This window comes from Ferrimonas balearica DSM 9799, from assembly GCF_000148645.1.
In the GTDB taxonomy this organism is placed as follows: domain Bacteria; phylum Pseudomonadota; class Gammaproteobacteria; order Enterobacterales; family Shewanellaceae; genus Ferrimonas; species Ferrimonas balearica.
Genome location: NC_014541.1, coordinates 3,399,245 through 3,423,004, shown reverse-complemented (window position 1 = coordinate 3,423,004; position 23,760 = coordinate 3,399,245). Strand labels below are relative to the sequence as shown.

Below are 23,760 nucleotides of genomic sequence, written 5' to 3'. Positions count from 1 at the left end.
ACAGGGCAAAACCGGCAACCCGATCTGCAGGCAGGATCACGAGCTGACCTCGACAGGCGGGCGATAACCGGTTAATTCAGCGTCAGTTAGGCCACCATTGGTTAGGCTGGCGGGCTGCCAGGGCGCCCGTGCTGAGCTGAGCCGTGGTGATGGCCCCATCGGCGGGGCCCCCGCCTCCGTCGGTACAACAGGCGCATGATTTTCCGGAAAAATCCGCTAAGCTATCGCGTTTGAACCCTGACTACCGCCTGCCAGCTTTGAAAACCCCAATGCCGCCCATTCGTTTGTTGTTTTTGACCCTGCTGTTTGCCCTGTTGAGCGCCTGCAGCGGCACACCTTCGCCGGTTGAGAACGCGGCGACCCGGCCGATGGTGCGGGATGAGCGGGCCTTCGAAGCGCTGATTCAGCACTTTGCCAGTCAGGTCAAAGCGCAGTGGGGTGAGAATGACTACCTGGAGGCGAGCAAGCACGATTACGTCAAGTACATCGACGGCTTTCGCACCCGCGCCCACATCAACTTCGATGAGGGCAAAATCTGGGTCAGTACCATCGCCCAGAACCAGCCCCGCGAGAAGCTGCATCAGGCGATCGTGGAAACCCTGCTGATGCCCTCCGACCCCAGCGCCGTGCACATGTTCAGTGATGAGCGGGTGGAGCTGAAGGGCAAACCCTTCCTGCTCGGGCAGGTGGTGGATCAGGACAATCAGCCGATTGAATGGGCCTGGCGCGCCAACCGCTATGCCGACTACCTGATTGACCACAAGCTGCGTCAGGAAGCGCGCCCCCGGGGACAAACCTACTACGTTGAGATCGACATGGTGGCCAACCACCTGTCCCAGCGGGAGTATCAGTATGCCCCGCTGATCCGGGCGGCGGCGCGGCGCTACAACCTGCCGGAAGACCTGATCTACGCCATCATCAAAACCGAGAGCAGCTTTAACCCCTATGCGGTCAGCCACGCCGGGGCTTATGGCCTGATGCAGGTGATCCCCAAAACCGCCGGAGCAGACGTGTTCAAACTGGTGAAGGGCCGCAATGACATCCCCACCCAGTCATACCTGTTCAATCCGGCCAACAACATCGACACCGGCGCGGCCTACTTTCACCTGCTGAAAACCCGCTACCTGAAAGAGGTCCGCCACCCCACGACGTTGCACTACAGCATGATCTCCGCCTACAACGGCGGCACCGGCGGGGTGCTGGCCACCTTTGACCGTGACCGCAAACGGGCGATGCGCGACCTCAACAGCCTGCAACCGGATCAGGTCTACTGGGCGCTGACCAATCGCCACCCCAAGGCGGAAGCGCGCCGTTACCTGCAGAAGGTGTTGGCGTTCCAGCGTGAGTTCAATCAGGGCAAGCTTTAAGCCCGCACCTCGCCGCGCTCCAGCGCCAGCAGCCAGGCTTTGCGGTCCAGCCCTCCGGCGTAGCCGGTGAGGCTGCCGTTTTTGCCGATCACCCGATGGCAGGGGATCACAATGGCGATGGGGTTGGCGCCATTGGCGGCCCCCACGGCCCGCACGGCGGTGGGTTTGCCCATCACCTCGGCCTGCTCGCCGTAGCTGCGGGTCTGGCCGTAGGGGATGGTGCACAGCGCCTGCCAGGCACTCTGGCGGAACGGGGTGCCCGCCGGCGCCAGTGGCAGGTCAAAGTGCTGGCGTTGGCCGGCAAAATACTCCAGCAACTGCGCTTTGGCCTGCCGGGTCAGCGCGCTCTCTGTCGCCGCACTCTGGGGCTCGGTAAAGGTGACCGCCAGTATGGCCTGCGCATTGGCGTCGATAACCAGACGGCCCACCGGCGTATCCAGCCAGCTTTGATAGTGTTGAGTCATAACCGGTTCCACAGTTGAAAAGTGAGGTAGCTGCGCCAGGGGGCGGCGGCGTCCGGGTTCGCTTCCAGGCCTTGTTGGGCCAACGCTTTTTTGATGCCGAGATCGGTGCCGAGCCAGCGGTCCGGTTCTGACAGTCCCCGCATCCGCACATATTCCACGGTCCAGGGGCCAATCCCCTTCAGCGCCAGCCATTGGTTCGGATCTTCCTGCTGGCCGTGCTGCGCAACGTGGGCGGCGAAGCGGCGCAGGGTTTGGCGCCGACTGTCGGGCATCCCCAACCACGCCAGTGAGTCCTCAGCCAGTTGCTGCGGTGTGGGAAAGCCGCGCCGCTCCTCCTGCTTTGTCCCCAGCCGGTCAACCACCTTCTGCACCAGATTGCGGGCGGCCGCCACGCTGACCTGCTGGCCCAGAATCGCCCGCACGCCGGCTTCAAAAGGATCCGCGATGCCGGGCAGGCGCAGGCCCGGTGTCAGCAGCGGCGCCAGGCCCGGAATGGACGCCAGATGGGCGTCGATGGTGGCGATGTCAGCATCCAGATCCAACAGTCGGCGGATGCGCCCCACCCGCGCCAGCACGGGCTGCCCCGGCGGCACGGTCAGGGTCACCGCAAAGCCATGACGCTCCGGTTGGTGGCGGGCGGTGAAGTGGGCCAGCTGGCCATCCTCGGTCCACAGCGTGCGGCCATAGAAGTCGTCGCCATGCCACTCCAGTCCCGCAATGGCACGATGGGCCAGAAACCCCCGAAGTGGGGCCCAGGCGTAGGGCGGGCGGTAACTCAGAAACAGCGTCAGGTCGCTGCTCTGGCCCGCGGCGCTGCGTCGGATCTGGCCCGGCGTCAGCTTCAGCTGGCTGGCAAAGCAGTCGTTAAAGCGGCGCACACTGCCAAAACCGGCGGCGGCCGCCACCTCCGCCATCGGCAGGGCGGTATCGTGCAGCAGCTGCTTGGCCAGCATCAGTTGCTGGTGCAGTGCGTACTGTTTGGCACTGGTGCCGAGCCGGGTCTGGAACAGTTTGTTGAGGTAACGGGGGCTGATGCCCAGACGCGCAGCGAGTGCCGGAATGGTGCCGTCCACCAGCGCGCCTTCATCGATCAGGCGGATTGCCCGGGTCAGGGTAGTGTCACTGCCGCGCCAGGCGGGGGAACCGGGCGCACTGTCGGGGCGGCAACGAAGGCAGGGACGATAGCCGGCCTGGCTGGCGGCCAGGGCGGTGTCGAAGTAGCGGACGTTGTCCTCCTTCGGGGCGGTGGCCGGGCAGATGGGCCGGCAATAGATGCCGGTGGTGCGCACCGCAACAAAGAAGCGGCCATCGAAGCGAGGGTCCCGGGCCAGCCGGGCCTGGCGGTATTGATGTGATTCCATGGCGATGCGTACTGGACAATGATGGCCCCAGTGTAACCGAGGCCGGGCATCAGACTGGCCATTTTCGGAACCGAATGGCGAAATCTTCGGTTGCTGCCATTGGGCAAGGTCTCCCGGCCAATCCGACTCAGGGGCATTGGCCGCGCAGCAGTACACCGCGCTGGGTGGGGCGTTGCTCCAGAATGCGGTAACCGTCCAGACACAGTTGGTGCTGGTCCAGCTCCTGCTCCAGCAGGGCCATCAGTGTTTGGTCATCAATCCCCCCTTGTGGCACCGCGCTGCTGGCGGTGTCGCTGGTGGTCGGCGTCCCGCGTTCCCGTCCGCCGCGCTCCCGTTCACCCCCTTTGCCACCGCCACCACGACGGCTGCCCCGGCCGCTGTCGGCCTGAGGGGGCGCCGGGCGTGCTTTGGCCTCGGTGTCCGGGTCGGCGTAGTGCACCAGGGTAAAGTGCAGCCCGTCCGGGCCGGACTCGGTGTAGAACTGGTGGTTGGGGCTGGGGGAGCTGGCGCAGGCGGCCAGCAGGGAGACACTGACGAGGGGGATAACAGCGGTTTTGAGTGCGGGCATCGGGTCACATCCTGTGTGATTAACGGTGCCAGTATGAGTGCGAAAGCGGGGTGGAGTTTCGCTCTTTACCCCGCTTTACCCAAACCCCCCACAGGTTGACGTTGCCGCCTGTGGGGGGAGGGGACTCAGGCCGCGCAGGCCACCGGTTCGGGGCGCTGGTCGAGGCGACCGCTGAGACGGGTCAGGGCCAGGGCCAGCAGCACCACCAGGGCACCAATCCACGGGGTGTCCATCAGGCCACTGTGTTCCACCACCAGACCGCCGCCCCAGGCACCGAGGGCGATGCCCACGTTAAAGGCGGCGATGTTCAGCCCGGAGGCCACGTCCACCGCATTGGGGCTGTATTTCTGTGCCAGCTGCACCACGTACACCTGCAGCCCCGGGACATTGCCAAAAGCAAACGCGCCCCACACCAGTACGGTCAGCACTGCGCCCACCTGGCTGTACGCGGTCAGGCTCAGGGCCAGCAGCACGGCGGCCAGGCCGGTGAAGATCAGGGTCAACGCACCCACCGGCCCTTTGCGGTCAGCCAGCTTGCCGCCCCAGATGTTGCCGATGGCCACGGACACGCCGTACACCAGCAGGATGGCGCCGGTCAGGCTGGCACTGAATCCGCTGACCTGCTCCAGAATGGGGGCCAGATAGGTAAAGGCGATAAAGGTGCCGCCGTAGCCCAGTGCGGTGATGGCATACACCAGCAGCAGGCGGGGCTGGGTCAGCACCTTGAGCTGGTCGCTGAGTTTGGCCGCTGGCGGCTGCTTGAGGTTGGCGGGGATCAGCAGGGCACTGCCAATCAGGGCCACCAGGCCGAGGCCGGACACCACCAGGAAGGTGGTCTGCCAGCCAAACAGCTGGCCGATGTAGGTACCCAGCGGCACACCGGTCACCAGGGCCACGGTCAGGCCGGTAAACATAATGGCGATGGCGGAGGCTTCCTTATCTTTGCTCACCAGGCCAGTGGCCACGGTGGAGCCGATGGAGAAGAACACCCCGTGGGCCAGACCGGTCAGCAGCCGGGCAATCACCAGCGCGTTGTAGCCGGGAGCCTGCCAGGCCAGCAGGTTGCCCAGTACAAACAGGGTCATCACCGACAGCAACACGGTTTTGCGCTGCCAGCGGCTGGTCAGGGCGGTCAGCACCGGCGCGCCAATGGCAACGCCCAGGGCATAGAGGCTGACCAGCAGGCCAGCGGAGGGAACAGACACCCCGAGGTCGGCGGCCATGGTGGGGATCAGGCCGACAATCACAAACTCGGTGGTGCCAATGGCAAAGGCGCTCAGGGTCAGCGCCAACAGGGCAACAGGCATGGGAATCACTCATTCAACGGGTTTTCGATGGCGGCGATTATGGGCGGGGTCACCTTTGTGAAAAATGCTACATTGAGCAAAAGACTTTTGTTGGAACCGTAATGAAAACCCGCTCCGATGACCTTCAGTGTTTTCTCGCCGTGGTGGACGCCGGCAGTTTTTCTGCGGCGGCCGAAGCGCTGGATCTGCAGGTGGCCCGCATCTCTCGTGCCGTCACCCGATTGGAGCAGCAGCTGGGCACCACGCTGCTTAACCGCACCACCCGGCGGCTGGAGCTGACCGAGGAGGGGGCCACCTTTGCCGACGCGGTGCGGGCCGGACTGGCCCAGCTGGATGCGGCGGAGGAGGCGGTGGCTCAGGTGGCGGGGCGCCCGGTCGGGCGTTTGCGGGTGGACGCGGCCAGCCCGTTTATCCAGCACCAGCTGTTGCCGCACCTGGCGGCGTTTCGCCAGCGCTACCCGGAGATCCGGCTGGAGCTGTCCGCCAGTGAAGGGATCATCGACCTGCTGGAGAAGCGCATCGACGTGGCGATCCGCATCGGCACTCTGTCGGACTCCACCCTGCATGCGCGCCCGCTGGGGCGGTCTGCCCTGCACCTGGTGGCAGCGCCGGACTACCTGGCCCGTCAGGGCGTCCCGGACAGCGTTGACGCGCTGGATGGGCACAGCCTGCTGGGCTTTATTCCCCCCTCGCGGCTGAACCAGTGGCCACTGCCCGGGACGGCTCCGATCCGGCCTGCGGTGGCAGTCAGTAACGGCGAACTGCTGCGCCGGATGGCGCTGGACGGTCACGGCATCGCCTGCCTGTCCCACTTTATGGTGGCGCAAGATCTGGAGGCGGGTCGCCTGATGCCGGTGCTGGGGGAGGCGCTGGAGCCGCTGGCAGAGCGTGAGCGGGTCAACGCGGTGTTCTATCAAAACAGTGTGTTAGCGGAGCGGATCCGCGTATTTCTCGACTTTATTCAGCCCCGCCTGAGGCTGTAGATTGGAACGGCAGATCAGAACTGGAGCTTGATCATGAGTGACACCCTTAGCGGATTGCTGCACGCCCTGTTGCTGGATGGCAACGGGGGAGGACGTGCCCTCACCTGGCCTGAAGTGCAGCAGTGGACCCCGGCACAGGGGGTACTCTGGCTGCACCTGGATTACAGTGAGGCGGCGGTGCAAACCTGGCTGGAACAGGATGAAACCGTGCCGCCACTGGCCCGGGCGGCGTTGCTGGCGGAGGACAGCCGGCCCCGCTGCAGTCCAATGGGGGAGGGGTTCCTGATGGCCCTGCGTGGCGTCAATCCCCGCCCGGAATCGGACCCGGATGATCTGGTGTCACTGCGCCTGTTCCTGACCGAATCCCGCCTGATCACCACCCGCCGCCGCCCGCTCGAAGCCACCGCAGAGATTGTGGGAAAGGTGCAGCAGGGGATTGGTCCGAAGGGCAGCATGGCTTGTGTGGTGGCGCTGGCCCAGGCCTTGGTGCAGCCGATGGAGGCGATAGTCGACACCTTTGAGGAGCGCATTGACGGGCTGGAGGAGTCGCTGGTGGCGGAACAGGGCGAGGTGGACCGCAACAGCCTGACCCAGCTGCGCCAGCAGGTGATCGCCCTGCGCCGCTACCTGTCACCGCAGCGGGAAGCGCTGTCGCGGCTGGCCAGTGAGCGCCAGCCCTGGATACCCGCCCGGCATCAGCTGTGGCTGCGCGAAGTGCTGGACCACCTGTCACGCCATATTGAAGGGATCGACGAGGTGCGCGAGCGGGCCGCGCTGATTCAGGAGGAGCTGCTGGGGCGTGCCTCGGAGGAGTTGAACGGGCGGATGTATATGCTCTCCATCATCGCCGCCATCTTCCTGCCATTGGGGTTTCTGACCGGGCTGCTGGGCATCAACGTGGGGGGCATTCCGGGTGAGGGGGAACACTGGGCGTTCTGGGCCGTGGTGTTCGGTATGTTTGCGGTGGTGGCGTTGCAATTGTGGTTATTGCGCTGGAAACGCTGGCTCTGACCTACACTGAGGCAAGCGAATCAGACGGATAGGGGGAGAACAATGCCAGCAAGTGGCCCGATACAGGTGCCCGTCGAGGGCTTTGTTTCCTTCACCATCGCCATCCTGCTGCTGTTTATCGGCAAATCGATAACCCAGCGTTCGCCGCTGCTGCGCAAGTACTCCATTCCGGAACCGGTGATTGGCGGCTTTGTCTGCGCCGCCACCGTGGCCGTGCTCTATTACGTGTTCGGCCGCCAGATCGAGTTTGATCTGGAGGCCCGCGATGCCCTGCTGCTCTACTTTTTTGCCGGCATCGGCCTGCGCGCCGATATTGCCACGCTGGTAAAGGGAGGCCGGCCGCTGTTTACCCTGTTGCTGCTGGCGTCCAGCTTTATCGTGCTGCAAAACCTGCTTGGCATGGCGGTGGCTGGCGGGTTTGGCATGGACCCGAAAGCCGGATTGTTGTCCGGCTCCATCAGCCTGACCGGCGGGGTCGGCACCACGCTGGCCTGGGCGCCCACCTTTGTCGATGAGTTGGGCATCGCCAATGCCATGGAGCTGGGCATCGCCTCCAACACCGTGGGATTGATCGCCGCCTGTGTGATTGGCGGCCCCATCGCCCGCTACCTGATCCAGCGCCACCGCATCCAGCCCTCCGGCGATAACGATCTGGACATCGGTATCCAGCACGATGATGAGCACCGCACCCACCTGAGTTACTACGGCGTGTTGTGGGCCTGGCTCTGGCTCAACGTCTGCCTGATGCTGGGTTACAGCCTGAATGAAACTCTGGAGGAAGCGGGCGTCAAACTGCCGATGTTTGTCAGTTGCCTGATCGCCGGCATCCTGGTGGGGAATTTGGGTCGCTGGCTGAGCCGCAACCGCGAACGGCAATGGGCCGACGAAGGGCAGCAGGGCTTAGCGCTGATCTCCGACATCTGTTTGGGGATGTTCCTGACCATGGCGTTGATGGGCCTGAAGCTGTGGGAGCTGGAGGGGCTGCTGGGCTACCTGTCCATCGCCATGGGGACGCAGATCGCCCTGTCGATCAGCTTCACCCTGCTGCTGGTGTATCGCCTGATGGGGAAAAACTACGATGCGGTGGTGGTCAGCGCCGGTTTTGGCGGCATCACCCTGGGGTCTACCGCCACCGCCATCGTCAATATGACCGCCGTGACCCAGCAGTACGGCGCCAGTCACCAGGCCTTTATCATCGTGCCGCTGGTGTGCGGCTTCTTTATCGACATCGTGAACGCGCTGGTGATTGGCTTCTTTGTCGGGCTTTAGGTGGCCGGTTCGAAGATCACGTAGATCTTCTGGCAGGTTTCCACCACCTCCCACTCTCCCTCAAATCCGGCGGGTACCACAAAACGGTCGCCCGCTTTCAGTTCCCGCTCATTGCCCTGGTTGTCGCGGACAATGGAGCGCCCCTCCAGAATCTGGCAAAACTCATGCTCGCTGTAGCTGACCTTCCAACACCCCGGCTCTGAGCGCCACACCCCGGCATGGAACTGGTTGCTGGGGTCGGAATAGTGGTTCCAGAGTTCGTTGACCGGTGCGCCCGTTACCCGCCGCTCCTCGGCGGGTTGATAGCGCTCGTAGTCGCCCTGTTGCTCGTCAAAAAAGACCCATTCCTTGAGTGTGTTCATGGCACTTCCTGTGGTGATTAGAATAATAAACGAGCGGTTAATATAGCCGGATTTTGGGGCGGGGATCCACGGGGAAAAACGTCCGGAAAAAGTCGCTTGCCGGCAAGCGCGGAGTCGGGCAAGCTGTCCGCCCCGGCGCCGCCGGGCCTGAACCACGTTTTGGGGGCGGTCCCCCGGAGATGCTGAACCCGTGTGTCGTTTTATTCTTTATCGGGGTGCCGAAACCCTGATGTATCCGCTGTTGTACGACGCGGAGAATGGCCTGGTGGCCCAGAGCAAAAATGCCCAGAAACGCAAAAAGCCGCTGAACGCCGATGGCTTTGGTCTGGGTTGGTATACCGGCCACGGTGACCCGGAACCCGCCACCTTTGTGAACGTTGACCCGGCCTGGAGTAACCGCAACCTGGCGATGATCGCCGGTAAGGTGCCGACCCGCCATTTCTTTGCCCACGTGCGCGACGCGTCGGTGGGGATGCCGGTCAGTCAGGCCAACTGCCACCCGTTCAGCTTTGGTCGCTACCTGTTTATGCATAACGGCCGACTGGACCGCTTTGACAGCTTTAAGCGGGCCCTGCAGAAGGAGCTGTCCGACGAGGCGTTTGGCCTTATCGAGGGCAACACCGACTCCGAGCACGCCTTTGCCCTGTTTATGGACACCCTCGGTTTTAAGACCGAGTGCACCCCGCAACAGATGGAGCAGGCGCTGCTGCACACCATCGAGAAGATCATGTGGCTGCGTCAGCGCGCCGGTGCTGACACCAACGCCTTCATCAACTTCGCCGTATCCGACGGTGAGCACATGCTGGCGACCCGCTTCAACAGCGACCACTCGGTGCAGCCTGCGTCGCTGTTTATGGCCCACGGTGTCACTATCTGCAATCAGGATGGCTTTAAGCTTAAGCGCGCCAAAGCCGGAGAAACCGCCGCGGCGATGATCTGTTCCGAGCCGCTGACCGCGCAAAAATCCCTGTGGCAGAAAGTGGAGCGCAACCACCTGGTGCGCTCACTGCCGGACGGCAGTCTTGAGCAGGTGCCGCTGGCCCTGCCGCAACAGGCCGACCTGCGCCGCTACTGGTAAGCCTGACCGCCACAAAGCGCCAGTGTCCTACCCGGCTTAGACCAAGCGGGGATTGAGACGCTGGCGCTTTTGTTTTAGGTTCGGTGATTCACCCCCGGGCCGGATGCCCATCGAGGACAGGGAAGCCATGTACCAGCCAGACTGCATTCTGATCGCCGATGACCACCCGCTCTATCGTGCCGCGCTGGCGGACCTGCTGCGCCGCTACTACCCCGATTGCGCGTTGGCGGAGGCGGACGGGGCGGAGCCGTTAAATCAGGCGCTGCGGACCGGGCCGGAGCCGGACCTGTTGCTGCTCGACCTGCACATCCCCGGCGCCAAAGGGTTTCAGACCCTGCTGCAGATCCGGGAGCAATACCCGGCCCTGCCGGTGGTGGTGATCTCCGGTCAGGAGGACGACGCCACGGTGGCGCAGGCACGCCAGTGCGGGGCGGCGGGGTTTGTGCCCAAGTCCCGGCCAGTGGAGGCGATGCTGGATGCCGTGGCCGCGGTGCTGGATGGGGCCCAGTGGTGGCCGCAGAGTGCCGAAGGCGGTGAACTGGATGAGATGGCGGTGCGCATCGCCTCCCTCTCGCCCCGTCAGCACCGCATTTTGATGCTGTTTGCCGAGGGGCTGCTGAATAAGCAGATTGCCACCCGGCTGGGGCTGTCCGAAGCCACGGTAAAAGCCCACGCCAGCGCCATCTTCCTCAAGCTCGGTGTGCGCACCCGCACCCAGGCGGTGATCGCCCTGCAATCTCTTCAGCCGGAACGCTCGCTCGATTCCGCTACGTAGTTCTGTTTCCACTCGCGCATCAGCAGCGCACTCATCATCGCCCGCAGTGCTGCGGGTTTCACCAGTTTACGCAGGAAGCCGTACCCCTGCTCCCGCGCCTCAGTCACCACCTGTTCATCGGTGGTGGCGCTGATCAGAATTCCCGGCAGGGCATGCCCCACCACCTGCTGCAGCGCTGCCATCAGGCTCAGTCCGTCGGCGCCTCGGTCGAGTTGATAGTCCACCAGCATGATGTCGACCGGATGACGTCGGCAGCACTGCTCCGCTTCCTCCGGGTCACTGGCGGTCATCACCTCGCACTGCCAACGGCTGAGCAGGGCGGCCATCCCAGCCAGCACTTCCGGGTCGTTATCGACGCACAGCACCCGTACCCCCTGCAGGGTGATGGGGTCCGCCTGCACCGGCGCACTCTGCACCGGCGCATTGACCCTCGGCAGGCTGAGCCGGAAACGGCACCCCTGTCCCGATTCGCTTTGCAGCTGCAACGGGTGGCCCAGTAGCTGAGCGAGCCCGCGGGCGATATTCAGGCCCAGCCCCAGCCCGACCTGGCCGTTGTCATTAAGCCGGGTAAAGGCTTCGAACACCTCGGCCTGTTTCTCCCGGGGGATGCCGGGGCCGTTGTCGATCACCTCGATATGCAGCTGGGCACCCCGGCGGCAGCCCAGCAGCACGGTGCTGCCCGGCGCGTGCCGCAGGGCGTTGGCCAGCAGGTTTTGCAGGATACGGCGCAGCAGGGCGCGGTCACTGTGCACCCACACCCCACTGTTGACGCAGCGGAAGCGCACCCCACTGCCGGGGGCCAGGGCAGTAAACTCCTGGGCCAGGTCATCCAGCAGGGTTTGCAGGGCAAAGGGTTCCGGTTTGGGCACAATGGCGCCGCTCTCCAGCCGGGCCATGGCGTTGAGGTCCATCAGCAGCTCATTGGCGGTCTGCAGCGAGCGGTCGATGCGGGCGACTTGAGCCTGCTGCTCCGGCTTCAGTTCCGGGTCCTCCAGCAGGGTGGAGGAGAACAGCCGCGCCGCCGACAGCGGTTGCAGCAGGTCATGGCTGCACGCTTTCAGGTATTGGCTTTTCTGGTGGTGGGCGGCTTCCGCCTGCTGGTGGGCCGCCGCCAGTTTGGCGTTGGAGCGGGCCAGCTGGGCGTTGGCCTTGGCCAGCTTGTCACTGCGCTCCGACACCAGCTGTTCGAGATCGAGGTTCTTCTCCGTCAGCAGGGCTTCGGCCTGGCGGTAGACGGTGATGTCGGTAAACAGCATCACAAAGCCGCCATCCGGCATCGGGTTGCCTTCGATGCGGATCACTGTGCCATCGGGCATCTGCCGCTCTGAACTGTGGCGGCTGCCCTGGCGCAGGAACGCCAGTCGGCGCTCAACCTGATTGGCGATCTCCGCGTCGTCATCCAGGGTCTGGCCCAGGTTGTAGGCGATAAGGTCCGCCACCGGACAGCCGGGGTAGATCAGCGCCTTGGGGTACTGGAACAGTTTGAGGTAGCGGTCGTTCCAGGCCACCAGCCGCTGGTTGTGGTCGGTGACCGAGATCCCCTCCGAGGCGTTTTCGATGGCGCTCTGCAGCACCTCCTGGCTCAGCGCGGTGCGCTGGCTCGACGCCTCCTCCACCAACTGCACCACCTCCTCCAGCGCGATATGCCGACCCTGCAGGGCGCAGGAGAGCACCAACCGGGCGGAAGCTGAACCCATCACTGTCGCCAGCAGCTTCTCGGTGTAGAGCAGCAGGGTGTCGTTATCGTTGGCGGGCAACCCGGCAAAGGCACGATGGGCTTTCTCTTCACCGACAAAACGCGCGGCCAGCAGCTGCAGTTCATTGGCGCTGACCCGGCGCGGCAGGCCGCCCAGTCCGGATTCTCCGGTGGGGCGTTCAAAGAAATGGGCCATCTGGATCTGCTCCCGCACCGAGGGGCGGGTCAGCACCGAGACGGCCCACATCAGCAGGGCGTTCACCCCCAGCCCCAGCAGGGTGGCCAGGGTGGTGGGGGTAAAGGCGCTGTCGGCAAAGGGGTGAGGGTAGAGGCCGAGTTGCGGCAGCAGGTTCAGCAGCAGCCACAGGCTGAAGCCGGCGCTGATCCCCACCAGCACCCCCGGCAGGGTGATGCGGCGCCAGAGGAAGGCGGCCAGCAGCGGCGGGCCGATCTGGGCGATGGCACCAAAAGCCACCTCGCCCAGCGAGGCCAGGGTATGGGGTGGCGCAATAAGGAACATGCCGTAGGCCAGCGCAATCACCACCATCACCAACGCTTTTCTCACCCCCAGCAACTGGGTGCGGAAGCGTTGAAACTGGGTGTTTTCCAGATCGCTGCGGCGGAACAGGGCAGGGAACACCACTTCGTTGCTGAGCATGATGCTGAGCGCCATGGTGGAGATGATCACCATGGCGCTGGCGGCGGAGATGGCCCCCAGAAAGCTCAGCAGGCTGAGCCAGTCATGGCCGTGGCTGGCGGGCAGAAACAGCACGTAGGCGTCGGTGGCCACCGAGTCACCATACAGCAGCTTCCCGGCCAGCCCGAGCGGGGCGGCAAACAGCGCGAACACCGCCACATAGGCGGGAAACAGCCAGCGACTCAGGCTGGCCTGCTGCGGCGATTTGAGTTCCACCATGGTGACCTGAAACTGGCGCGGCAGGCAGAGAAAGGCGAACACCACCACCACCGTCAGCCCCGCCATCGACACCAGTGCGCTGGGGGTGGGGTTCAGCAGTGCGGGGTCGGCGGCGCGGGTTTGCGTGAGGATCTCCCCCGGCGAGTCAAACGCCACAAAGCAGACAAACAGGCCCACCACCAAATAGGCCACCAGCTTAAGCAGGGACTCGAAGGCGATGGCCACCATCACCCCTGGATGGCGTTCGGTCACGTCGATGGTGCGCACCCCAAATACGATGGTAAAGCCCGCCAGGATTCCGGCCACCACCAGTCCCAGCTGCCACGGGCTGAGCATCGGGTCCTGACGCAGGATCAGGTAGGAGTTGACGATCGCCTTAAGCTGCAGGGCGATGTAGGGCAGGGTGCCAATCAGTGCCACCAGGGTCACCAGTAACGCCAGCCGCTGCGACTTGCCGAAGCGCGCGGCCAGCAGGTCAGCGATGGAGGTGATATTGAGCCGGAGGCTGACCCGGATCAGCCGCTGAATAAAGGGCCAGGCCAGCAGGAACAGCAGGATGGGGGCGAGGTAAACCGGCAGGTAGGAGAAGTCGCCAACCGCCGCCTGGCCGGCGGTGCCGAGAAAGCCCCAGGAGGTGCAGTAGACCCCAAGGGAGAGCGCGTAGATCAATCGCTGAGCCTGCTCCGCCAGACGGTGGCGGTATCGGTCACCCAGGTAGGCAATCAGGAAAAGCAGGCCGATATAGCCCAGGCTCACGCCCACCAGCAGCCAGTTCGCAAACATAACATCCCTGTTGTTCGGATTCTGGGGCGATACGGCTGCCCTCGGGTTTGCCAGTGTACCCAACCCCATCGGGGTGTGGGCAGCATTTTGACCCCTATACCTTGGTATTAGTCCGTCCGGATTAGGTCCTGCGACTTAGGCCGCTTTGCCAATTGTCCGGTTGGCGGGATTTGCCGATGTTGGCCCCCAGACACAACTGAGGGAACACACCATGTCTGCAACCCACACCAAGGCCCTGGCGGCCGCCGGACTCACCCTGGCGCTGGCCGCACCCAGCCAGGCCGGTTTCGAGATCGACATTACCGACAACGACAAGCTGATCTTCGGTGGTTACATCAAGATGGACGCCCGCTATGTGGACGGCGATGTGGCTTACCGTGATTTCTGGATTGGCACCGGTACGCCGCTGGAGGAGGATGCCAGCCAGTTCCGCATCTTCGCCAACGAAACCCGCTTTAACACCAAGTACATCCACGGCGATGTGACCGGCTTTATCGAGATGGATTTCCTCGGTGGCGGCGGTAACGAGGTGATCTCCAACTCCTTCCACCCCCGCATCCGCCACGCCTTTATCAGTTACAAGGGCGTCACCGCCGGCCAGACCTGGTCCACCATCATGAACACCAGCGCCATCCCGGAAACCGCGGACTTCGCGGGGGCCACCGTGGGGCTGGCGTTTATTCGCCAGGGCCAGATCCGCTACAGCACCGGCGGCTTTGCGGTGTCCATCGAGAACCCTGAGTCCTGGGGCGGCGACACCAGCAACGACCGTCTGCCGGACGTGGTGGCCAAGTACACCCTGAAAGGGGACTGGGGCAACGTCTCTCTGGCGGGTCTGGGCCGTGAGCTGAACACCAACGGCGGCAACCGCGAAACCGCGTTTGGTGGTTCGCTGGCGGCGCGCATCAACACCTTCGGCAAAAGTGACCTGCGCCTGCAGCTGCACTACGGCGAGCTGGGCCGCTACATCAGTGTGGGCGGCGCCCAAGATCTGGTAGGTGAAGAGGTGGAGAACGTCACCGCCTACCTCGCCGCTTATCGCCACTTCTGGACCGACACCCTGCGCAGCACCTTCCTCTATGGCCGGGTCGAGACCGACGAAGCCAACATCGATAACGACCAGTGGAGCGTCAACGTCTTCCAGGACCTGAACAAGTTCCTGTCGGTGGGCTTTGAAGTGGGCAACTTCGCCATGAACGAGTCGGACGCCGACTCCTACTACGGCCAGTTCTCCATGCGTTACGCGCTGTGATTGACCGGCGGTGCTCCGGCACCGCCCCTTCCGCAATGGCCGCGCTGGCGCGGTCGCTGATAGGAGCAGGAAATGACCGATTCCATCCTCAAGGTTGAGCACGTCTCCCTCGCTTTTGGCGGGGTTAAGGCGCTCACCGATGTCAGTTTCGAGGTGCCGCGGGGTGCGGTGTTTTCCATTATCGGCCCCAACGGCGCCGGCAAAACCTCGATGCTCAACTGCATCTCCGGCCGCTACCGGCCCCAGGCCGGTGCGATCCACTTTGATGGCCACGACGTGACCCGACTGCGCCCCAATGACCGGGCCGATCTGGGTATGGGCCGCACCTTCCAGAACCTGGCCCTGTTCGGCCATATGTCGGTGCTGGACAACATCATGGTGGGACGCCACCACCTGATGAAAAACAACTGGCTGACCGGCCCGCTGTACTGGTTCTCCCCGGCTCAGAAGGAGGAGCTGGCACACCGCCGCGAGGTGGAGGAGATCATCGATTTCCTCGAGATCAGCCACGTCCGCAAGGCGGTGGCGGGCAACCTCTCCTACGGCCTGCGCAAGCGGGTGGAGCTGGCCCGGGCCATGGCACTGAAGCCGAAGATGATCCTGCTGGATGAACCCATGGCGGGGATGAACCTGGAGGAGAAGGAGGACATGGCCCGCTACATCCTCGACCTCAACGAGGAGTTCGGCATCACCGTGGTGATGATTGAGCACGACATGGGGGTGGTGATGGACATCTCCCACGAGGTGATGGTGCTCGACTTCGGCAAGAAGCTGATCAGCGGTGACCCGGACGTGGTGATGGCGGATGAGCACGTCAAACGGGCCTACCTCGGCCTTGAGGATGAACAACTGCAGGAGGCGGGATAAATGACGCAACCTTATGACGTGGCCAGGATGCCGTTTGATACCGGCGCGCTGGACACCTTCCCCAAACTGCTGCGCCACAATGCCCTGCACTGGCCCAATGAAGTGGCCATGCGCGAGAAGGAGTTCGGCATCTGGAACGAGTTCAGCTGGGCTGACTACCGTGACCGGGTGAAGTGGATGGCGCTGGGGCTGAAGCACCTGGGCATCGGCCGCGACGACACCATCGCCCTGCTGGGGGACAACCGTCCGGAGTGGGTGTGGGGCGAACTGGCTGCGCACACCCTGGGCGGCTTCTCCATCGGCATCTATCAGGACTCCCTGCATGAAGAGGTGGCCTTCCTGATCAACAGCAGCGCCACCAAGGTGGTGATCGCTGAAGATGAGGAGCAGTGCGACAAGCTGCTGGAGCTGGAGGACCAGATCTCCGGCGTCGAATACATCGTCTACTGCGACCCCCGTGGCATGCGCAAATACGACGACAAGCGGCTGGTGGACGTGGAGGACCTCTACCGTCTCGGCCGCGATCTGGACAGCCGCGAACCCAGCGCGTTTGACAACCTGGTGGACGCCACCGACCCGGACAAGGTGGCGATCTACTGCACCACCTCCGGCACCACCTCCAAGCCCAAGATCGCCCTGCTTCAGGGGCGCCAGTTCCTGTCCCACTGTGCCGCCTACCTGCGGGCCGACCCGCGCCAGCCCGGCGACAACTACGTCTCGGTGCTGCCGCTGCCCTGGATCATGGAGCAGGTCTACGCGGTGGGCCAGGCCCTGATTGCCCGCCTGGTGATCAACTTTGTTGAGGAGCAGGAGACCATGATGGCCGACCTGCGGGAGATCGGGCCCAGTTTTGTGCTGCTGGCGCCCCGGGTGTGGGAGCAGATCCTGGCGGACGTGCAGGCCCGGATGATGGATTCCACCCCGCTCAAGCGGGCGCTGTATGACTTTGCCATGAAGCGCGCCGAACGGGCGCTGGCGCAAGGCAAGCCATCCCGCCTGGCCGAGTGGTTGCTGATGAAGGCGCTGCGGGACCGCCTCGGCTTCTCCTTCCTCAAATCCGCCGCCACCGGCGGGGCCGCGATGGGGCCGGACACCTTCCGCTTCTTCCAGTGCATCGGAGTACCGCTGCGCCAGCTGTATGGCCAGACCGAGATGGGTGGCGCCTACGTCATCCACCCGGCTGACGACGTCGATTACGACAGTGTCGGGCTGCCGTTCGACAACGCCGAAGTGAAGGTGATCAATGCCGACAGCGAAGGGCTGGGGGAAGTGGTGGCGAAAACCGAAGGGATGTTCTGTGGCTACCTCGGCAACGACGCCGCCTACGCCGAAGATGTGCGCGAAGGCTGGATGCACACCGGCGACGCGGGCTACTTCAAAGACTCCGGCCACCTGGTGGTGATCGACCGCATCAAGGATCTGGCCCACACCAGCGCCGGGGTGCAGTTCTCGCCCCAGTACATTGAGAACAAGTTGAAGTTCTCCAGCTTTATCGGTGAAGCGGTGATCCTCGGCAACGACCGCCCCTACCTCTCTGCCATTCTCTGCATCCGTTACGCCATCGTCTCCAAGTGGGCAGAGCGTCAGGGCCTGGCCTTTACCAACTACACCAACCTCGCCGGTCAGCCGGAGGTGTACGCCAAGCTGGCGGAAGAGGTGGAGAAGGTGAACGCCTCCCTGCCACCGGCCCAGCAGATCGCCAAGTTCGTGCTGCTCTACAAAGAGCTGGACGCGGACGACGGCGAGCTGACCCGGACCCGCAAGGTGCGCCGTGGCGTCATTGCTGACAAGTACGGCGACATCATCGAGGCGATCTACGACGACGCCGAACAGGTGGAGATCGACACCGTGATCCGCTTCCAGGATGGCAGCCAGTCCCGGATCCAGACTCAGCTGCCGGTGGAGACCCTGCGATCCGATGCCAATGCCCCCCGCAACGACTCGCTAAGGAGAGCGTCATGAATTTCGAACTGCTGCTTCAGCTGGTGATCAATGGCCTGATCGTGGGCCTGCTCTACGGGGTGGTGGGGATGTGCTTTGTGCTCGTCTACAAGTCCACCCAGATTGTGAATTTTGCCCAGGGGGAGTTCCTGCTGGTGGGAGCCTGGGTGTGCTGGGCGCTGCTGGTCTATCTGGAGCTGCCCTTCCTGGTGGGCTTCCTGCTCAGCCTCGCTTTTATGGCGGTGTTCGGGGTGGCGCTGCAGATGATTGTGCTGCGGCCGATGATTGGTGAACCGATCATCTCCGTGATCATGGTGACCATCGGCCTCTCCATCTTCTTCCAGTCACTGGTGAAGTGGATCTTCGGTGTGGCCCCGGCCAACTACCCGCCCATCTTTGAGACCCAGTCGGTGTCGATTTTCGGCCTGAACATCGAGCTGGCCTATCTGCTCAGCACCGTGATTGCGCTGTTTATCATGGTGGGTTTCTACCTCTTCTTTAAGCACTCCAAGCATGGCCTGGCGATGCGTGCCACCGCCTTTAACCAGCAGGTGGCCCAGAGCCTGGGCATCTCAGTAAAGCAGGTGTTCGCCATGAGCTGGGGCATTGCCGCCACCGTGTCGGCCACCGCCGGGGTGGTGATCGGCATGGTCAACGGCGTGTCCGACTCCCTGTCGGTGATGGGCATCAAGGTGTTCCCGGCGGTGATTCTCGGCGGCCTCGACTCCATCGTTGGCGCCATCGTTGGCGGCATCATCATCGGTGTGCTGGAAAACCTGGCGGAGTTCTTCGACAGCCAGTACTTCCACCTCGGCAACATGTACGACATCGCCCCGTTCTACGTGCTGCTGCTGATCCTCTGGTTCAAGCCCTACGGCTTGTTTGGCACCCGCGATATCGAGCGGATCTGATCGACATTCACAACAAGTGATAAGGAGAGCGTTATGTCGAGCCTGGCGATGCGCCCGTGCGGGGATTTCCGTACCAGCTACAAGCAGGACAACACCATTTTTGAAACCGGCACCATCCGGGCCCTGGCGGTGGCGTTTATCGCCCTGGCCTGCAGTGCGCCCTGGGTGCTGGATGCCTACTACCTGACCCTGTTTATCCAAATCAGCTACCTCGGCATTGCGGCCCTGGGCCTCAATATCCTGGTGGGTTTTACCGGCCAGATCTCGCTGGGCCACGGTGCCTTCTTCGGCTTTGGCGCCTTTGCCTCGGCGTGGATGAACACACAGTTCAACATCCCGGTGGTGTTCTGTATCCCGCTGGCGGGCTTCCTCACCATGGGGGTGGGGATGATGTTCGGCATGCCGGCGGCCCGGATTAAGGGGCTCTACCTGGCCATCGCCACCCTGGCGGCGCAGTTCATCATTGAGGACTTTTTTGCCCGCGCAGAGTGGTTCTCCGGCGGCAGTGCCGGCTCGATGGCGGAGCCGGTCAGCCTGTTCGGTTTCGCCTTCGATACCGACGAGTCCTTCTACTTTATCGCCCTGTTTGCCCTGGTGTTCATGTACCTGTGGGGCAGCAACCTGATGCGCAGCCGCGATGGCCGGGCCTTTGTGGCGGTGCGTGACCACTACCTCTCCGCCGAGATCATGGGGGTCAAGCTCAACAAATACCGACTGCTGTCGTTTGGCATCTCCTCCTTCTACGCCGGCATCGGTGGCGCGCTGTACGCCCACTATCTCGGCTACGTCTCCGCTGAGGGCTTCACCATCCTGATGTCGGTGCAGTTCCTGGCGATGGTGATCATCGGTGGCCTCGGCTCCGTGAAAGGCACCCTGATGGGCTGCGTCTTTATGGTGCTGCTGCCGGAGGTGCTGGAGGGCGGCGTTGGCCTGATGAAGCAGACCGAGTGGGGCAACATCCCGCAGGTGGTGGACGGTCTGGCCTACCTCAAGGAGATGGCGATTGGCCTGGTGATCATCCTGTTCCTGATCTTCGAACCGCAGGGACTGGCGCACCGTTGGCAGCAGATTAAGAACTACTGGAAGTGTTACCCGTTCGCCTACTGAGGCGGCACCGCACCCGGGATGCGCGTCATCCCGGCCTGAACAATCCGGGGCCACCGTGCCCCATCAGCAAAGGGATAATGACGATGAAAAAAGCATGGATGATTGCGGCCAGCGCTCTGCTGAGCGTACCCGCCCAGGCAGAAGATGCGGTATTTGTGGGACACCTGGCGGACATGTCCGGCCCCACCGCGTTTGTCGGCAAGCAGTACGCCGATGGCGTGCGGGATGCCATGGCCTACATCAACCAGAACGGGGGCATCAGTGGCACCCGGCTGGAGTTTGAAACCATCGACTACGCCTACAAGGTGCCGCAGGCCATCGCCTCCTACAAAAAGTGGGTGGCCCGCAAAGAGATGGTGGCGATGCAGGGTTGGGGTACGGCCGACACCGAAGCGCTGATCGCCTTCGCCGCCAAGGACCAACTGCCGGTGTTCTCCGCCTCCTACTCGGCGCACCTGACCGACCCGCAGGGGCTGAACCCGAAAACCAAGAAACCCGCGCCCTACAACTTCTTCTACGGCGCCTCCTACTCCGACACCTGCCGTGGGCTGGTGCAGTGGGCCGCTGAAGACTGGAAGGCCAAGGGCGGCGAGGGTAAGCCCAAGTTCACCCACATCGGTGCCAACCACCCGTACCCCAATGCGCCCAAGGCCGCCTGTGCCGAGTACGCCGAAGAGCTGGGCTTTGAGGTGATGCCGCCGGTGGTGATCTCGATGAAACCCGGTGACTTCAAGGCCCAGTGCCTCAGCCTGAAAAGCTCCGGTACCGACTATGGCTACATCGGCAATCTGGGCAGCTCGGTCCTGTCGCTGGTGAAGTCCTGTAATACCGTGGGCACCGAGATTCAATTCATGGCCAACATCTGGGGCGGCGACCGCCAGGTGTTTGAAGCCGCCGGTGATGGCATCAAGGACTACATCTTCCCCACCATGACCCCGTTCTGGGATGACCCGGCGCCGGGCATGAGCCTGGTGAAAGCGGTCTCCCGCGTTTCCGACCCCAGCGGTGAGCAGCGCCGTCCCCACCACTACATCCGTGGGGTCTGCTCGGTCTACTACATGAAGGAAGCGATGGAGTGGGCCAAGGCCAACGGCGGCATCACCGGCGAGAACATCAAAGCGGGCATGTACGCCCGCAAGGATTGGGTGCCGGCCGGACTGGAAGGGGTGTGCCTGCCCGCCACCTGGGCGGCGGATGATCACCGTGGCGTCAGCCAGGTCAACATCTACAAAGGCAACTACAACGGCGGCGACATCCTGATAGAGCCGGTCAGCCAGATGACCCTCGAACGCCGCGCCGACTGGCTCGGTTTCTGAAGCCGGAAATGATGCAGCAGGGGGCCGGCCAGTCCGGCCCCAGCCATGGGATAAGGAGAGCCAATGACACAGTCAGCCGCACTGGCGCAGGAGACCCAAACGCTTCTGGCCATCAACAACATCGAAGTGGTGTATGACGACGTAATCCAGGTGTTGCGCGGGGTCAGCATCGATGTCCCCAAGGGCCAGATCGTCACGCTGCTGGGGCCCAATGGCGCTGGCAAGTCCACCACCCTTAAAGCGATTTCCGGCCTGCTGAAAACGGAAGATGGTGAGGTCACCCGGGGCGACATCCACTTTGTGGGGGAGCGCATCGACACCGCCTCACCGGAGCGGATTGTCCGCAATGGCCTGTTTCAGGTGATGGAGGGGCGCCGCATCGTCGAGGACATGACGGTGATCGAAAACCTCAAGCTGGGGGCGTACACCCGTCGCGACAGCGAGGTGGCCGCCGACATCGAGATGGTGCTGGATTACTTCCCGCGCCTGCGGGAGCGCACCGGGCTGGCGGGCTACCTGTCCGGCGGTGAGCAGCAGATGCTGGCCATTGGCCGGGCGCTGATGGCACGGCCCCAGATGATCCTGCTGGACGAGCCCTCCATGGGGCTGTCGCCGCTGCTGGTGAAAGAGGTGTTTGGCATCATCGAGCAGATCAATCGGGAGCAGGGCATCACCATGCTGCTGGTGGAGCAGAACGCCAATTACGCCCTTAAGGTGGCGGATTACGGCTACATCATGGAGTCCGGCAAGATCGTGCTGGACGGCACCCGCGATGAGCTGCTGGCCAACGAGGATGTGAAGGAGTTCTACCTCGGCGGTGGCAACGAAGAGCGCAAGAGCTTTAAGAACCTCAAATCCTACAAGCGCCGTAAGCGCTGGTTGTAAGGGGGCGTCATGCACGATTACTTTGAGCCCCGTGAGCAGCAGGACCCGGCCCGCCGGGAAACCCAGCTGCTGGAGGGAGTACAGGCGCTGGTGGATTACGCCCGCCGCCACAGCCCGCACTACGCCCGCAGCCTGGCGGCGGTGGACAGCGCCGGGCTCGACTCCCGCACTGCCCTGTCGGCGCTGCCGCTGCTGCGCAAGTCGGAGCTGGGTCAGCTGCAATCCGCCTCGGCCCCGCTGGGGGGCGTGGCGGCAGAACCGGCCCGGCTGGACCGGTTGTTTCTCTCCCCCGGCCCCATCTGCGAGCCGGAGTGCTGCCAGAGTGACTGGTGGCGCATGGGGCGGGCGTTCTACGCCGCCGGGTTCCGTCCCGGCATGGTGGTGCAGAACTGTCTCTCCTACCACCTGTCACCGGGCGGTTTTATTCTCGACTCCGGCGCCCGGGCCTGTGGCTGCACCGTGGTGCCGGCCGGCCCCGGCCAGACCGACCTGCAACTGGAGCTTAACGCCCGGCTGCAACCCCAGGGCTACTGCGGCACCCCCTCGTTTCTGGCCATCCTGTTGGACAAGGCCGAAGAGCGCGGCCAGAGCCTGTCGTTCTCGGTGGCACTGGTGACTGGCGAAGCGCTGCCCGCCGCGCTGCGGGCCCGGTTTGAGGCGGCGGGCATCACCGTCCGGCAGGCCTATGCCACCGCCGATGTGGGGCTGATCGCCTACGAAACCGTGCCCGACCAGGGGCTTATCGTCGATGAAGACCTGCTGCTGGAGATTGTCCGGCCCGGCACCGGGACCCCGGTGGAACCCGGTGAGATTGGCGAAGTGGTGGTGACCAGCCTGAACCGCGACTACCCGCTGATCCGCTTCGCCACCGGCGACCTCTCCTCGGTACTGGCGGAGCTCAGCCCCTGCGGTCGCACCCAGACCCGCATCCGCGGCTGGCAGGGCCGGGTAGACCAGTCCACCAAGGTGAAGGGGCTGTTTGTTCACCCCGGCCAGCTGGAACAACTGCGCAGTCGCATCGATGGACTGGCGCGGGTGCGTGCCGTGGTGCGTCAGCACGACGGCCAGGACACTCTGGAACTGCTGTGCGAACCGGAACTGACCCCCTCAGTCGGGGTGGCAGCGGTGGAGGAGCAGGCGAGGGCGTTGCTGCGCATCGGCGTCAGCGCCCGCTGGGTGACCCCCGGTGAACTGCCCCGCGATGGCGTGGTGATTGAGGACACCCGCCCCACCCCCTGAATCTCTCCCGATTGGGCCCTTCCCAAACGGTTTCACCGGCCTCCCCATGGCCGGTTTTTTTTGGGTTTGCTGACGGTGTGAGCCAGCCGCAGTGCGGCGTGTAATCGCATATCGCATGTTCTTGTCGGGTGTTCTTGTCGCGTGGGCTCATAGCCCACAGGCCGTCTGCAATCCGAAGCGGCATTTCCGTGGGTTGGAAACCCACGCTACCAAGCGGAGGGGGACGTGCGCTCGTCGTTTGCTCATGTCGCCTTCGGGGTGGCCGAACCCAAACAAGAACGGTCTCCCTGCGGAGACCGTTT

The 23,760-nt window shown here is 63.7% G+C and carries 20 protein-coding genes; 14 read left to right on the top strand and 6 right to left on the bottom strand.

Annotation, left to right across the window (positions count from 1 at the left end):
* Window positions 1-269: 269 nt before the first annotated feature.
* Window positions 270-1,367 (top strand): membrane-bound lytic murein transglycosylase MltC, encoded by a 1,098-nt coding sequence (mltC, locus tag FBAL_RS15600; protein WP_013346546.1) that lies wholly within the window; start codon window positions 270-272, stop codon window positions 1,365-1,367.
* Here the strand turns inward: mltC and FBAL_RS15595 are convergent.
* From FBAL_RS15595 to FBAL_RS15580, 4 genes are all read right to left on the bottom strand, one after another.
* Entirely contained in the window at window positions 1,364-1,831 is a 468-nt protein-coding gene (locus FBAL_RS15595; RefSeq protein ID WP_013346545.1) for a methylated-DNA--[protein]-cysteine S-methyltransferase, read from the bottom strand. The two genes, mltC and FBAL_RS15595, sit on opposite strands and share 4 nt — an antisense overlap.
* Window positions 1,828-3,192 (bottom strand): Ada metal-binding domain-containing protein, encoded by a 1,365-nt coding sequence (locus FBAL_RS15590; RefSeq protein ID WP_013346544.1) that lies wholly within the window; start codon window positions 3,190-3,192, stop codon window positions 1,828-1,830. Before FBAL_RS15590 ends, FBAL_RS15595 begins: the two co-directional genes overlap by 4 nt.
* Before the next feature lie 127 nt (window positions 3,193-3,319).
* Window positions 3,320-3,760 (bottom strand): hypothetical protein, encoded by a 441-nt coding sequence (locus FBAL_RS15585; RefSeq protein WP_013346543.1) that lies wholly within the window; start codon window positions 3,758-3,760, stop codon window positions 3,320-3,322.
* A 125-nt stretch (window positions 3,761-3,885) separates the two neighbouring features.
* Window positions 3,886-5,067 (bottom strand): MFS transporter, encoded by a 1,182-nt coding sequence (locus FBAL_RS15580; RefSeq protein ID WP_013346542.1) that lies wholly within the window; start codon window positions 5,065-5,067, stop codon window positions 3,886-3,888.
* A 101-nt stretch (window positions 5,068-5,168) separates the two neighbouring features.
* Here FBAL_RS15580 and FBAL_RS15575 point away from each other — a divergent pair, with 101 nt between their 5' ends.
* The 3 genes from FBAL_RS15575 to gltS are packed head-to-tail and all read left to right on the top strand — an operon-like array spanning window position 5,169 to window position 8,330.
* A complete protein-coding gene (locus tag FBAL_RS15575; RefSeq protein ID WP_013346541.1) occupies window positions 5,169-6,050 on the top strand; it encodes a LysR family transcriptional regulator in 882 nt (293 codons plus the stop codon).
* A gap of 33 nt (window positions 6,051-6,083) precedes the next feature.
* Window positions 6,084-7,061 carry a zinc transporter ZntB gene (locus tag FBAL_RS15570; protein ID WP_013346540.1) on the top strand — a complete coding sequence of 326 codons (978 nt, stop codon included), beginning with the start codon at window positions 6,084-6,086 and terminating at the stop codon, window positions 7,059-7,061.
* 42 nt (window positions 7,062-7,103) lie between these two features.
* Window positions 7,104-8,330, top strand: a complete 1,227-nt coding sequence (gltS, locus tag FBAL_RS15565) for a sodium/glutamate symporter (RefSeq protein WP_013346539.1) — start codon at window positions 7,104-7,106, stop codon at window positions 8,328-8,330.
* Here the strand turns inward: gltS and FBAL_RS15560 are convergent.
* Entirely contained in the window at window positions 8,327-8,692 is a 366-nt protein-coding gene (locus FBAL_RS15560) for a cupin domain-containing protein (protein ID WP_013346538.1), read from the bottom strand. The two genes, gltS and FBAL_RS15560, sit on opposite strands and share 4 nt — an antisense overlap.
* A 190-nt stretch (window positions 8,693-8,882) precedes the next feature.
* On the opposite strand from FBAL_RS15560, the gene FBAL_RS15555 reads away from it, so the two are divergent.
* The gene (locus tag FBAL_RS15555) at window positions 8,883-9,770 is read left to right on the top strand and encodes a class II glutamine amidotransferase (RefSeq protein ID WP_013346537.1); all 888 of its coding nucleotides are present in this window, start codon (window positions 8,883-8,885) and stop codon (window positions 9,768-9,770) included.
* A 127-nt stretch (window positions 9,771-9,897) separates the two neighbouring features.
* The gene (locus FBAL_RS15550) at window positions 9,898-10,545 is read left to right on the top strand and encodes a response regulator transcription factor (RefSeq protein WP_013346536.1); all 648 of its coding nucleotides are present in this window, start codon (window positions 9,898-9,900) and stop codon (window positions 10,543-10,545) included.
* Here the strand turns inward: FBAL_RS15550 and FBAL_RS15545 are convergent.
* Entirely contained in the window at window positions 10,512-13,940 is a 3,429-nt protein-coding gene (locus tag FBAL_RS15545; RefSeq protein WP_013346535.1) for a hybrid sensor histidine kinase/response regulator, read from the bottom strand. The genes FBAL_RS15550 and FBAL_RS15545 overlap by 34 nt on opposite strands.
* A gap of 211 nt (window positions 13,941-14,151) precedes the next feature.
* On the opposite strand from FBAL_RS15545, the gene FBAL_RS15540 reads away from it, so the two are divergent.
* From FBAL_RS15540 to FBAL_RS15505, 8 genes are all read left to right on the top strand, one after another.
* Window positions 14,152-15,192, top strand: a complete 1,041-nt coding sequence (locus tag FBAL_RS15540; RefSeq protein ID WP_013346534.1) for a DcaP family trimeric outer membrane transporter — start codon at window positions 14,152-14,154, stop codon at window positions 15,190-15,192.
* A gap of 72 nt (window positions 15,193-15,264) precedes the next feature.
* The gene (locus FBAL_RS15535; RefSeq protein ID WP_013346533.1) at window positions 15,265-16,059 is read left to right on the top strand and encodes an ABC transporter ATP-binding protein; all 795 of its coding nucleotides are present in this window, start codon (window positions 15,265-15,267) and stop codon (window positions 16,057-16,059) included.
* A complete protein-coding gene (locus FBAL_RS15530; RefSeq protein WP_013346532.1) occupies window positions 16,060-18,021 on the top strand; it encodes a long-chain fatty acid--CoA ligase in 1,962 nt (653 codons plus the stop codon). It abuts the gene before it with no gap.
* A complete protein-coding gene (locus FBAL_RS15525) occupies window positions 18,018-18,911 on the top strand; it encodes a branched-chain amino acid ABC transporter permease (RefSeq protein ID WP_013346531.1) in 894 nt (297 codons plus the stop codon). Before FBAL_RS15530 ends, FBAL_RS15525 begins: the two co-directional genes overlap by 4 nt.
* Before the next feature lie 33 nt (window positions 18,912-18,944).
* Window positions 18,945-20,018: a branched-chain amino acid ABC transporter permease gene (locus tag FBAL_RS15520; protein ID WP_013346530.1), complete on the top strand. Its 1,074-nt coding sequence runs from the start codon at window positions 18,945-18,947 to the stop codon at window positions 20,016-20,018.
* Window positions 20,019-20,101: 83 nt separating this feature from the next.
* A complete protein-coding gene (locus FBAL_RS15515) occupies window positions 20,102-21,334 on the top strand; it encodes an ABC transporter substrate-binding protein (protein ID WP_013346529.1) in 1,233 nt (410 codons plus the stop codon).
* A gap of 63 nt (window positions 21,335-21,397) precedes the next feature.
* On the top strand, window positions 21,398-22,219 hold the full coding sequence (locus tag FBAL_RS15510; RefSeq protein ID WP_013346528.1) for an ABC transporter ATP-binding protein: 822 nt from the start codon (window positions 21,398-21,400) through the stop codon (window positions 22,217-22,219).
* A gap of 9 nt (window positions 22,220-22,228) precedes the next feature.
* Window positions 22,229-23,458: a phenylacetate--CoA ligase family protein gene (locus FBAL_RS15505; RefSeq protein ID WP_013346527.1), complete on the top strand. Its 1,230-nt coding sequence runs from the start codon at window positions 22,229-22,231 to the stop codon at window positions 23,456-23,458.
* Window positions 23,459-23,760: the final 302 nt, after the last annotated feature.

Coding starts and splice junctions, on each gene's coding strand:
- FBAL_RS15535 (WP_013346533.1), top strand. CDS start 15,265: ATGACCGATTCCATCCTCAAGGTTGAGCACGTCTCCCTCGCTTTTGGC.
- FBAL_RS15545 (WP_013346535.1), bottom strand. CDS start 13,940: ATGTTTGCGAACTGGCTGCTGGTGGGCGTGAGCCTGGGCTATATCGGC.
- FBAL_RS15550 (WP_013346536.1), top strand. CDS start 9,898: ATGTACCAGCCAGACTGCATTCTGATCGCCGATGACCACCCGCTCTAT.
- FBAL_RS15525 (WP_013346531.1), top strand. CDS start 18,018: ATGAATTTCGAACTGCTGCTTCAGCTGGTGATCAATGGCCTGATCGTG.
- FBAL_RS15575 (WP_013346541.1), top strand. CDS start 5,169: ATGAAAACCCGCTCCGATGACCTTCAGTGTTTTCTCGCCGTGGTGGAC.
- FBAL_RS15515 (WP_013346529.1), top strand. CDS start 20,102: ATGAAAAAAGCATGGATGATTGCGGCCAGCGCTCTGCTGAGCGTACCC.
- FBAL_RS15580 (WP_013346542.1), bottom strand. CDS start 5,067: ATGCCTGTTGCCCTGTTGGCGCTGACCCTGAGCGCCTTTGCCATTGGC.
- FBAL_RS15585 (WP_013346543.1), bottom strand. CDS start 3,760: ATGCCCGCACTCAAAACCGCTGTTATCCCCCTCGTCAGTGTCTCCCTG.
- FBAL_RS15530 (WP_013346532.1), top strand. CDS start 16,060: ATGACGCAACCTTATGACGTGGCCAGGATGCCGTTTGATACCGGCGCG.
- FBAL_RS15590 (WP_013346544.1), bottom strand. CDS start 3,192: ATGGAATCACATCAATACCGCCAGGCCCGGCTGGCCCGGGACCCTCGC.
- FBAL_RS15595 (WP_013346545.1), bottom strand. CDS start 1,831: ATGACTCAACACTATCAAAGCTGGCTGGATACGCCGGTGGGCCGTCTG.
- FBAL_RS15570 (WP_013346540.1), top strand. CDS start 6,084: ATGAGTGACACCCTTAGCGGATTGCTGCACGCCCTGTTGCTGGATGGC.
- FBAL_RS15560 (WP_013346538.1), bottom strand. CDS start 8,692: ATGAACACACTCAAGGAATGGGTCTTTTTTGACGAGCAACAGGGCGAC.
- FBAL_RS15505 (WP_013346527.1), top strand. CDS start 22,229: ATGCACGATTACTTTGAGCCCCGTGAGCAGCAGGACCCGGCCCGCCGG.
- FBAL_RS15520 (WP_013346530.1), top strand. CDS start 18,945: ATGTCGAGCCTGGCGATGCGCCCGTGCGGGGATTTCCGTACCAGCTAC.
- FBAL_RS15510 (WP_013346528.1), top strand. CDS start 21,398: ATGACACAGTCAGCCGCACTGGCGCAGGAGACCCAAACGCTTCTGGCC.
- mltC (WP_013346546.1), top strand. CDS start 270: ATGCCGCCCATTCGTTTGTTGTTTTTGACCCTGCTGTTTGCCCTGTTG.
- gltS (WP_013346539.1), top strand. CDS start 7,104: ATGCCAGCAAGTGGCCCGATACAGGTGCCCGTCGAGGGCTTTGTTTCC.
- FBAL_RS15540 (WP_013346534.1), top strand. CDS start 14,152: ATGTCTGCAACCCACACCAAGGCCCTGGCGGCCGCCGGACTCACCCTG.